Below are 11,144 nucleotides of genomic sequence, written 5' to 3' on the forward strand. Positions count from 1 at the left end.
GCGCTCTATACAAGAGAAGTGCGCGAGGGGAATTCGGCCGGGGCGCAGGCTTCGTTGACTTCACCTGCCATGACAGGCAAATGTCACGGCCACAACAAAAGCGACAAGCCGTTCCGCCCGGGGAAGAAGCAGCCTTTCTGGATGCCAGACACGGAAGATGTCATAGCCGAACTCGGCAACGAGCCGCCGCTTATCGCGGACGGTCGCAGCGGTCCGCCTGACCGGCGCGAGGTTTCCGCACGCTGGCTGTCAGGCACCTTCCTCACCGGCGTGACCTCGAGCGTGCTGATGGGCGTGGCGCTGTTTGCCGCCCTGGACGGTCGCCAGCAATTGGCGACGCCACCTGAGATTGCGGAACTGATCAGCCTTGCCAGCAATGGCGATTCCGGCGAGGTGGCCAAGACGACCAGACTGGTGGCGCCGCGTCAGATCGCCAAGGCCAAGGACCGCCGCCGGATGGAAGTGTCGATGGTGACCAAGGTCGGCGACCGCGACGTCATCCACACCATGCCTTTCGTGCAGATCAAGATGGCACTGGCCGCCGGTCACACCACCAGCCGCGCCTACCCGCCCTTCGACCCGATGCAGGTATTCGGCAACGACGGCGACGACAGTGCGGCGCAGCCGGCGACAGCCTCGGCCGCTTCCGGCCAGATCTACGGCGCCAAGGTCGAAAGCGAGATGAGCCTGAAGACCGTCGATTTCCCGATCGAGACGGCCGCCTTCGACGAAAAGAGCGATTTGTCGGCCGACGAGGTGGAAAAGGTGGTGCGCGAAGCCGGCACCGACCTCAGCGATGGCGCCGTCCAGGTCGCGTCACTCCATTATGTCGACCCACAGCGATTCGGCGACGCCTTTGCCGAGAGCATGGCCGGCTCCTACGACGTCAAGATCGTGCCGGAAAACGTCTCGGTGGCGCCGCGTGCCGCCACCGACGATCAGGCGCCGGCTTTCGCCGAGGAAATCATCCCCTTCACCAAGGATCTCGACATCACCGAGGCGTTTGCTGATTCGGGCTATACGGGCGAAGACGCCACCGGCATGGCCGAAGCGATCGCCAAGCTGTTGAACGCCACCGCGCTCAAGGCCGGAACCGTGCTGCGTGTCGGGCTTGAAGTTCACGGCGACGTCGCCAAGGTCGTGCGCACCAGCGTCTATGACCGAACGCAGCACATCGTCACCATCGCGCTTGACGATCGCGGCCAGTACGTGCCGGCGCAGGAGCCGGATCCGAATCCCGAATTGCTGACAGCGTTCGACGACTCACCGCCGGTGGTGGTGCGCGGAAATTTGCCGAACATCTACGACGGGATCTACCGCGCCGCCTATTCCTACGGCATGTCGAAGAAGATGACCCAGCAACTGGTCAAGCTGCTGGCATCCGGTGTCGACTTCCAGTCGCGTCTCAATCCGGCGGATCGCCTCGAGGTGTTGTTCTCGCAGCCGGACGGCGACGACCAGGCGTCCGACGAGTCCGAACTGCTCTATGTCTCATCGACTTTCGGCGGGCAGACACGCAACTTCTACCGGTTTCAGATGCAGGACGGCAGCACCGACTATTTCGACGAGAACGGCAGCAGCGCCGAGCAGTTCCTGCTGCGCAACCCGTTGCCAAACGGGAGATTTACCTCCGGGTTTGGTGCGCGGAGGCATCCGATCCTCGGCTATGTCCGCATGCACACGGGTACGGACTGGGCCGCTCCGATCGGATCGCCGATCATCGCCGCCGGCAATGGCGTTGTCGAGAAGGCGGGCTGGGCCGGCGGCTATGGCAAGCAGATCATCCTGCGCCATGCCAACGGCTACGAGACGTCCTACAATCACCAGAGCGCCTTTGCCAAAGGCATCGAACCCGGCGTACGCGTGCGCCAGGGCCAGGTCATCGGCTATCTCGGCCAGACCGGCCTCTCCACCGGTCCGCACCTCCACTACGAGCTGATCGTCAACGGCACCAAGGTCGATTCGATGCGTGTCCGCTTGCCGGTAGGCAAAGTGTTGAAGGGCGATGACCTCGTCGCCTTCAAGCGCGAACGCGAGCGCATCGACGACCTGCTGAAGCAGGAAGACAGTGATTCGCTGAAGGTTGCGAGCGCCAAGATCGACGGCTGATTCGCCAGCTTTTGAGCCTTGCCGATTTCTCAGCCTTGCCGATTTTCCGCACGCCACGGCCATGGCAGCCGCTGACCGGAAATGGTCGTCCAGGCGATCACAGCCGAAAGCGCGCACAGCAGCGCCGTCACCGAGGAGACGGCGGAAAACGCCGCGTCGCTGGCGGCGAGCCTTGCCGCATCGACGGCCGGCGCCAGCCCAACCGTCGCCGGCTCGCCGAAGCCCGGCACGCCTGACGTCGCATTCCCATCCAGTGCGCTTTCATAGACCCAGGCGGCAAGCGAGCCCATCGCCGCCACCGCGATCAGGCCGCCGATGCGCGAGACGGCATTGTTTATGCCGGAGGCCGCACCGGTATCCTTGTCTTCCACCGCCGTCATGATCGCCGTCGACAGTGGCGACACGACCAGCGCCATGCCGAGCCCCATCAGCGCCATCAGCGGGAATGTTCCTGTCCAGAAATTGTGGATGCCGGCATGGGCGAGCAAGGCAAGTCCGGCAAAGGCGGAAGCCACGACAAGGCTGCCGCAGGCGATCGGAAAGCGTGGCCCGATCCGGTCCGACAGCTGGCCGACCGGCCCCGACAAAAGTGCGATCGATGCCGACAGAGGCAGGAAGATGAAGCCGACCTCGGCCGTGCTCAGTCCCCAGCCGGCGATCAGCAGCATCGGCAGATAGAAAAGATTGGCCGACAGCGCGAAATAGAGGAAGAACGTCGCCACATTGGCGCCGGCGAAAGCGCCGACGCGAAACAGCGACAGATCGATCATCGGCTCGCGCTGCCGGAGCTCGAAGACGATGAAGACGGCCAGCAACACGGCGCCGGCGGCAATGCTCGGCCCCGACAAATGGCCCTCGCCGCTGGCGCTCATCGAGGTCAGCCCGTAGGCGAGCGCACCGAAGGCCAATGTCGCAAGCGCGGCGCCGCCGAGATCCAGACTGCGTTTTTCCGTCGGTGCGTCGGCTGGAATCTTCGCCAGCAGAAGATAGATGGAGATGAGGCCGAGCGGCAGGTTGATGGCGAAGATCGCCCGCCAGATGCCGTTGCCGAAGGCCGACAGCACGAAGCCGCCGAGCACCGGGCCAAGTGCCGTGGTCAGCGCCGAAGCCGCAGCCCAGATGCCGATGGCCCGACCGCGTTCCTTTTTCGGATAAGCCTTGGCGATGATGGCGAGGCTGCCCGGCACCATGATCGCCGCGCCAATGCCCTGGAGGGCGCGAAATGCGATCAGCACCAAGGCATTCGGTGCCAGCGCGCAGGCAAGCGAGGCGGCGATGAACAGCGCAATGCCTGCCACGAAAGCGCGGCGCAGCCCGAATCGGTCGCCGGCGGCACCTCCGGCAAGGATCAGTGCCGATAGCGTCAACGCATAGGCATTGGAAATCCACTGCGCTTGCGCCAGGCTGGCGCCAAGGTTGACGCGGATCGCCGGCATGGCGATGGCCAGGATCGAACCGTCGATGAAGCCGAGCGCCGAGGCCAGGATCGCCGCGATCAGCACAAATCGTCGTCGCGATTGCGGACAGAACGTACCGTTCGTGACCGGACTGGTCAGTGGGACGGCGGCGGCTTCACTAGGTGAATGCATGGAACCTTGCTTAGATCGCATGCGCGCCGGCAACAACAGGCCAGTGGCTTGCTGTCCTTGAAACCAGCCACATGGAGCATGATCCCGAAGAGTGGAAACCGGTTTTCGGAAAAGATCATGCTCAGACAAAGAAATAGAGCCCCATCCCGAAAATCGGGATGAAACAGGCTCGTACCAGGATCACGCCTGTCCGGATGCAACCGGCGGCAGTCATGCTAGGTTTCTGGCTAGGTTTCTGGCTAGGTTTCTGGAAAGTTGCGGACGGGGAGAAAACGATGAAGCGGCCACTTGAAGCATCGGCGGAGGGACGCGGCCGTATCGTCGGCATCACCGACGGGGTGTTCGCCATCGCACTCACCCTGATCGTCCTCGAAATCAGGGTGCCGGCGCACGAAGCGATCCATTCGGAGCACGATCTGCTCACGGCGATCGCCGCACTGGCGCCGCGCTTCCTGACTTATGCCTTGAGCTTCCTGACGCTGACCATCTTCTGGTTCGGCCAGCAGGCGCAGCATGGGCTGATCGCCAAGTCCGACCGGCGGCTTGCCACGCTGAACCTTTGCTTTCTCGCCTTCATCGCCCTGCTGCCGTTCTCGACCGATCTTTTGGCCGACTTCCTCGAATTCAGAACCGCGGTGCTGGTCTACTGGCTCAACCTGCTGATGCTCGGCGTCACGCTGTTCGCCAGCTGGCGATATGCGGAGAAAAACGGCTTCCTGGCAGAAGGTGTCGACGCGGAAACCAAACGCACGGTCTATCTGCGCATCGTCAAGGCGCAGATCCTGTGGGCGGTCGGTGCGGCACTGTGCCTGATCACCCCGTTGCTCGGCGTCGGCTTCATCCTGGTGGTGCAGCTTGTCTACGCGGCGACGCCAGGCGCGAAGTGGGTGCACAAGATCATCGGCTGAGCGTTTCGGGCGTCCTACTCGACGAACTCCACCGTCACGCCCGGCGACACCAGCTTGGCCAGTTCCCGCGCATCCCAGTTGGTCAGCCGCACGCAGCCGTGGCTTTCGGTCTTGCCGATCTTCGACGGGTCCGGCGTGCCGTGGATGCCGTAGGTCGGCTTGTCCAGGGCGATCCACACCGAGCCGACCGGGCCGTTCGGGCCCGGTGGGATGGTCAGGACCTTGTCGTTTTGGCCCTGCTTGAAATTGATGCTGGGGTTGTAGGTGTAGTTGGGATCGAGCGCGACGCGCGACACCGTGTGTATGCCGGACGGCGATGGCGTATCCGACGAGCCGATGGTTGCCGGATAGGCCGCGACCAGCTTGCCGCCCGCATCATAGGCGAAGACCTCTTTCCTGCCCTTGTCGGCGACGATGCGCGCAACCGGCGTCGAGACCAGCCTGCCGAAATTGGCGACCTTGATGATCGTGCCCGGACGATTGAAGTTGGCGTCCGGGTTGAGCGCCTTGAGATAATTCTCGTCCATGTGGAAGCGCTCGGCGAGTGCCTCGGTCACCGACGTATAGCCCATGCGGTCGAGCTGCGCCTTCTGGCTGTAGTCTTCCGGGATCGAGGCGACATAGGGACCGGCCGCATCCTCCGGCGTGATGGTGTAGTTGGCGAAGGCATCGCCGCCGGACTGCGCGAGTGCTGCCTGGATGCCGACCGCATCGGTCGATCGCAGATTGCTGCCGGTGATCTGGTTGTAGGCGGCCAGTGCCTTGTCGACATTCGAACCGAAACGCCCGTCGATGACGCCAGGCGAAGCGCCACCCCGGTCGAGCAGCACCTGAAGTGCTGCGACATCCTGGCGTGCTCCCAGCGAAAGCGACGGGTCGACGGTGGTCTTACCGCCGGTCTTCGGCGGCAGTGCCGCCTGATCGGCGGGCGCCGGCTGGACAGGTTCTATCGAGGCCTCGTCCAGCGGCTGGCGCTTGATGGTGTCCGGCTCTGCCGGCTGCGGCGCATCGGGATAATTGTTGTCGTAGCTGCCATCGTCCTGCGGCGGCGGATAGGCTTCCACGGAATTGTCACTATCCGGATCGTATTCGTCCGCCGGCGGCGGGATGACCCGACCTTCTTCTTCCAACTGCTTGCGGCGGAACCGCGCCATGTCTTCCGGATCGTCGAGATAGTAGCGGTCATTGTCATCGGGGACGCGGCCCAGCTCGCGCAGTCGTGTCTCGCGGCGCAGCGCGCGCCGGTCGAGCCGGGTCCGCGGCGGCTGGATGGCGATCACCTTGCCGGTATCGGCATCGACGATGACGCGATTGCCCCTGGCGTCGTAGTAGATGTCGAGATTGCCGTCCTGGGCGACTTGGATGCCGCCGGCCGCGGCAGCGCGGACAACCCGTGGCGCGGTGTCCTCGGTCGGCGCAGCCATAACATTCGAAGAAAACAGCCCAGCGGCGAGTGCCGAGAGGGTGAAGATCGTCCGCAACATGGTGGCCAAACTCTCCGGTCCGTAATTTGCCGCCGCCCGGCAGTGTCCCTTAGAGCGCCACGTCCCTTCGGACGCGCAGAGGACGCTCTAACAATTCAAATCTCTGCATCATGCCTTCCGAAAATCGAATCCGATTTTCGGGCCGATGCGGTACGGCGAACCCCTTCGCCAGCAAACCAGTTTACCCACCATATGGTTCCAACATGAACCGGGCATGAAGATGGCGGTTTACCGGCGCCCGAGGAATATCAGCTAGCTGCGGCAAGTCCCAATTCCTTGCGTGCCTGCTTGGTCAGCTTCAGGACAACAAGGCGATGGCTCTCGCGCAGATAGTCCTTCAGCGCAGCATCATCCATGCTCTGGCTTGTCTGACGCTGGATCCATTTCATGCCGCGTGAGGCAAGATAGGGGGCCGGCCGCAGACCGGGCTGCTCCTTGAGTACATCATAGGCGATGTCGGAACATTTGAAGGTGACGAAGAGCTGCTGGCCTTGGTCCCAGCCGCCGATCGCAAAGACCTTGGCCCCGACCTTCCAGACATGGGCGCCACCCCACTGCACGACATGGGTCGTCGAAGGCAGCGAGGCACAAAAGCGGTCGTAGTCGTCCAGCGTCATCCGCGCCCTCGCTTGTATGAAAATGCCGCGCGTCCAGGCTGGACGCGCGGCGTTGGATCAGGCTGCCGCCTCGGCCGCGACAATCGTCGGCTTCGAGCGGAAGTTCAGCCGGTCGGAACCGGCTGTCACCTTGACGGTCGAGCCGTCGAGGATGTCGCCGAGTAGGATCTTCTCCGCCAGCGGGTCCTGCAGTTCCTTCTGCATCACCCGCTTCAGCGGCCGCGCGCCATAGGCCGGGTCATAGCCCTTGGCCGCCAGCCAGTCGATCGCCTCCTGGTCCAGCGACAGCGTGATCTTGCGATCGGTCAGCAGGCTTTCCAGCCGCTTGAGCTGGATCTCGACGATGCGGCCCATATCCTGCCGGCGCAGCCGGTGGAACAGGATCACCTCGTCGACACGGTTGAGGAACTCCGGCCGGAACGATGCCTTGACGACATTCATCACCTCGTCGCGGACCTGGTCGACATCCTGGTCCTCGCCGAGATTGACGAGATATTCGGCGCCGAGGTTCGACGTCATGATGATCAGCGTGTTGCGGAAGTCGACCGTGCGTCCCTGACCGTCGGTCAGGCGGCCGTCATCGAGCACCTGCAACAGCACGTTGAACACGTCCGGATGCGCCTTCTCGATCTCGTCGAACAGCACGACCTGATAGGGCCGGCGCCGTACCGCTTCGGTCAGCGCGCCGCCTTCCTCATAACCGACATAGCCGGGAGGCGCGCCGATCAGCCGGGCGACCGAATGCTTCTCCATGAACTCCGACATGTCGATGCGCACCATCGCGCTCTCGTCGTCGAACAGGAAGCTGGCGAGCGCCTTGGTCAGTTCGGTCTTGCCGACGCCCGTCGGTCCGAGGAACATGAACGAGCCGATCGGCCGGTTCGGATCCTGCAGGCCGGCGCGGGCGCGCCGCACGGCCTTGGAAACAGCTTGCACCGCCTCGCCCTGGCCGACGACGCGCTTGCCGATCTCGTCCTCCATGCGCAACAGCTTGTCGCGCTCGCCCTGCAGCATCTTGTCGACCGGAATGCCGGTCCAGCGCGAGACGATGTAGGCGACGTGGTCGGGGGTGACCACCTCTTCGACCATGCCGGCCTTGCCGTCCTGGGCTTCGGCGTCCTTCAGCTTCTTTTCCAACTCCGGGATCTTGCCATAGGCAAGCTCGCCGGCGCGCTGGAATTCACCCTTGCGCTGGGCAATGGCAAGCTCGTTGCGCGCCTCATCGAGCTGCTTCTTGAGATCGGCGGCAAGCCCGAGTTTCCGCTTCTCGGCCTGCCACTTGGCGGTGATCTCGGTCGATTCCTCCTCGAGGCCGACGAGTTCCTTTTCCAGGCGGGCGAGCCGGTCCTTCGACGCATCGTCCGTCTCGACCTTCAGCGCCTCGCGTTCGATCTTGAGCTGCATGATGCGGCGATCGATCTCGTCGAGTGCCTCCGGCTTGGAATCGACCTGCATGCGCAGCCGCGATGCGGCTTCGTCGACCAGGTCGATCGCCTTGTCCGGCAGGAAGCGGTCGGCAATGTAGCGGTTCGACAGCGTCGCCGCCGCAACCAGCGCCGAATCCGAAATGCGCACCTTGTGGTGCTGTTCGTATTTCTCCTTCAGGCCGCGCAGGATCGAGACGGTGTCTTCCACCGTCGGCTCTTCGACGAAGACCGGCTGGAAACGCCGGGCAAGGGCTGCATCCTTCTCGACATGCTTGCGATATTCATCGAGCGTGGTCGCGCCAACGCAGTGCAACTCACCGCGCGCCAGCGCCGGCTTCAAAAGGTTCGACGCATCCATGGCGCCATCCGCCTTGCCGGCGCCGACCAGCGTGTGCATCTCGTCGATGAACAGGATGATGCTGCCATTGGCCGAGGTGACTTCGGAGAGCACGGCCTTCAGCCGCTCCTCGAACTCGCCGCGGTATTTGGCGCCGGCAATCAGCGCGCCCATGTCGAGCGCCATCAATTGCTTGTCCTTCAGCGATTCCGGCACGTCGCCATTGACGATGCGCAGGGCCAGGCCTTCGGCGATCGCCGTCTTGCCGACGCCCGGCTCGCCGATCAGCACCGGATTGTTCTTGGTGCGGCGCGACAGCACCTGGATGGTGCGGCGGATCTCGTCGTCCCGGCCGATGACCGGATCGAGCTTGCCGGCGCGGGCATCCGCGGTCAGGTCGCGCGCGTATTTCTTCAGCGCGTCGTAGCCCTGTTCGGCGCTCGCCGAATCGGCTGTGCGGCCCTTGCGGATATCGTTGATGACCTGGTTGAGCGCCTGCGCGGTGACGCCGGCCTTGGCCAGGATGTCGGCGGTCTTGGCCGATTTTTCCATGGCGAGCGCCTGCAGGAGCCGCTCGACGGTGACGAAGCTATCGCCGGCCTTCTTGGCCAGCTCTTCGGCGGTCGAAAACACCTTGGCCAGCGGCTGCGCCAGATAGAGCTGGCCGTTGCCGCCTTCGACCTTGGGCATCGCTTCGAGCGCCGTTTCGACGCCAAGCTTGACGTCGCGGACGCGGCCGCCGGCGCGCTCGATCAGCGATGCGGCCAGGCCCACGTCGTCGTCGACGAGCACTTTCAGGATGTGTTCGGGCGTGAATTGCTGGTGGTTGCGGGAGAGCGCCATGGTCTGCGCGGATTGGATGAAGCCGCGCACGCGCTCGGAGTATTTCTCAAGGTTCATATATGTCTCCTTCCATCACCGGCCCGCTTTGCGGCACCGGATCCGATTGCGGTGACGGACCCGCCCATTCGAGCCGGGTCCAGTTCAGCCGAGATATGGTGAATAGGCCATGCTGTCTCAAGACGCCTTGATGTCGGTCAACCCACAATATTCCATCGCGGCACAAAACAAAAACGGCGGAGATTTCTCTCCGCCGTTCAAACGTCTCGAAATGTCGTCAGGTCAATTGTCGATGTCGGCAATGACCGGTTCGGCATTGCCGCTGTCGACCGGGGCCACAGCCACCTCGCCGGCATCGGCCCCGGAATTGGCATTGTCGCCACCGCCGTCAACCTGATCGGCGCTGACGCGCGGACGGCGCGGACGCCTCGGGCGACGGACAGCACCGCTTTCGGCGGCCGACTCGTTGAGCTCGGCCTGGGCGGCAAGACCTGCCGGCGACAGGTTCTCGAACAACGGAGCCGGCTCGGCCGCCGCCACGGATTCAGTGGTTTCGGTCGGCGAAGCGGCTTCGGCCTGGATCGGGGCCTCGTTGCGCTGGGGCTGGCCGCCTTGCTCGGCGGACGAACCAAAGTCGCGCTGGCCGTTCTGGCCGTACCCGCCATTGGGGCGACGATCGCGATGGCGCCCGCCATTGTTGTCGCGGCCGCCATTGTTGCGCCCGCCGTCACGCCCGTTATTGTTGTCGCGACTGTCGCGGCCGTTTTCCCGGTTCAGCGCGACCTCGGCAGGCATGCCTTCGATGACCGGTTGCGGACCGGCGCCATGGTTGATCACCGGGACCTGGGCATCGGAAATAGTGTTGCTGTTGTTGCCGACATTGTCGAACTCGTCGCGATCATCGTCGCCGTCATCGTCGAAATCATCGCGATTCTGTTGCGCGTTCTGAATCGGCATCTGCGCCTGCGCGGCCGCGATGATGCGATTGTAGTGTTCGGCGTGCTGCAGATAGTTCTCCGCCATGACCCGGTCGCCGGAGCTTTGAGCGTCACGGGCCAAGGTGGCGTATTTTTCGGCGATCTGCTGAGCCGAACCGCGGATCTTCACGTCCGGGCCGTTGCTCTCGTAGTTGCGCGTCAGGGGGTTCGGCCCCTTGCGGTTGTTGTTGTTATTGTTATTGCCACCGCCGCCGCCATTGTTGTTGCGACCGCGCATGCGCCTGTTCTGCTGTTGTGGCCTCATCAAACTCTCTTCATTTTGAAATTTTCGAAAACTCTTCACGATCGGAGGCGCTCATGCAGCCAGCCGTTTCGTTTCTTCACCGGCGTTCGCCCGCATCGATTGCGTTGGCGCCACGTGCCATCCTGTTCCGGTTACATCACTTGCCGGACGATTCCCGCACGAAGCTTGGGCATCGGTTGCGCAAGAAGGCAGCTATTTCCAAGGAAAACCGAATCGCTAAGAGCACTGCCTGCTTCGTCTCATCCGGTTAAGGCGACCCTAGCCGCATTCCCCGGTATTGCCAAGCGCTTTTTTTGCACTGCGTCAAGGCTTTGTCCATTTAAAGACAAGAACCCTGTCGTTTCCACCAAGGTCACGAAATGCACCGCCCGGCAGGTAGCCGGCTGCGGCGAATATCTCCGAGACCTTGTTGTACTGCGTGTGGCCGATCTCGACCGCAATCCTGCCTTCAGTTTCCAAAAACCTTGCCGCCTCCGCGGCGATGATCCTGTAGGGGTTCAGACCGTCCGCACCACCATCCAAGGCCAGACGCGGGTCGAAATTGCGGACTTCGTCCTGCAGATTTCCAATGTCTTCGGAAGATATATAGAG

General features: G+C 63.3%; 7 protein-coding genes and 1 pseudogene. 2 read left to right on the forward strand and 6 right to left on the reverse strand.

What is annotated here, in order from left to right; genetic code table 11:
- Positions 1-141: 141 nt before the first annotated feature.
- Entirely contained in the window at positions 142-2,109 is a 1,968-nt protein-coding gene (locus ACFSQT_RS15350) for a M23 family metallopeptidase (protein ID WP_379019963.1), read from the forward strand.
- Between the two features lie 29 nt (positions 2,110-2,138).
- Here the strand turns inward: ACFSQT_RS15350 and ACFSQT_RS15355 are convergent, their stop codons facing one another.
- Positions 2,139-3,698: an MFS transporter gene (locus tag ACFSQT_RS15355; protein WP_379019965.1), complete on the reverse strand. Its 1,560-nt coding sequence runs from the start codon at positions 3,696-3,698 to the stop codon at positions 2,139-2,141.
- Positions 3,699-3,973: 275 nt separating this feature from the next.
- Here ACFSQT_RS15355 and ACFSQT_RS15360 point away from each other — a divergent pair, with 275 nt between their 5' ends.
- Positions 3,974-4,606 carry a TMEM175 family protein gene (locus tag ACFSQT_RS15360; protein WP_379019967.1) on the forward strand — a complete coding sequence of 211 codons (633 nt, stop codon included), beginning with the start codon at positions 3,974-3,976 and terminating at the stop codon, positions 4,604-4,606.
- Between the two features lie 14 nt (positions 4,607-4,620).
- Here ACFSQT_RS15360 and ACFSQT_RS15365 read toward each other — a convergent pair whose 3' ends face one another.
- The 5 genes and pseudogenes from ACFSQT_RS15365 to ACFSQT_RS15385 form a co-directional block, all read right to left on the reverse strand.
- Positions 4,621-6,090 (reverse strand): L,D-transpeptidase family protein, encoded by a 1,470-nt coding sequence (locus ACFSQT_RS15365; protein ID WP_379019969.1) that lies wholly within the window; start codon positions 6,088-6,090, stop codon positions 4,621-4,623.
- A 248-nt stretch (positions 6,091-6,338) separates the two neighbouring features.
- Positions 6,339-6,707 (reverse strand): MmcQ/YjbR family DNA-binding protein, encoded by a 369-nt coding sequence (locus tag ACFSQT_RS15370; RefSeq protein ID WP_379019971.1) that lies wholly within the window; start codon positions 6,705-6,707, stop codon positions 6,339-6,341.
- A gap of 57 nt (positions 6,708-6,764) precedes the next feature.
- Positions 6,765-9,371 (reverse strand): ATP-dependent chaperone ClpB, encoded by a 2,607-nt coding sequence (gene clpB, locus ACFSQT_RS15375; protein WP_379019973.1) that lies wholly within the window; start codon positions 9,369-9,371, stop codon positions 6,765-6,767.
- 222 nt (positions 9,372-9,593) lie between these two features.
- Positions 9,594-10,553, reverse strand: coding sequence for a DUF4167 domain-containing protein (locus ACFSQT_RS15380; RefSeq protein ID WP_379019975.1), 960 nt, complete (start codon positions 10,551-10,553; stop codon positions 9,594-9,596).
- A 303-nt stretch (positions 10,554-10,856) separates the two neighbouring features.
- Positions 10,857-11,144, reverse strand: a pseudogene (locus tag ACFSQT_RS15385) (peptide chain release factor N(5)-glutamine methyltransferase); the annotation flags it as partial.

Source organism: Mesorhizobium calcicola, from assembly GCF_042682105.1.
Taxonomy (GTDB): domain Bacteria; phylum Pseudomonadota; class Alphaproteobacteria; order Rhizobiales; family Rhizobiaceae; genus Mesorhizobium; species Mesorhizobium calcicola.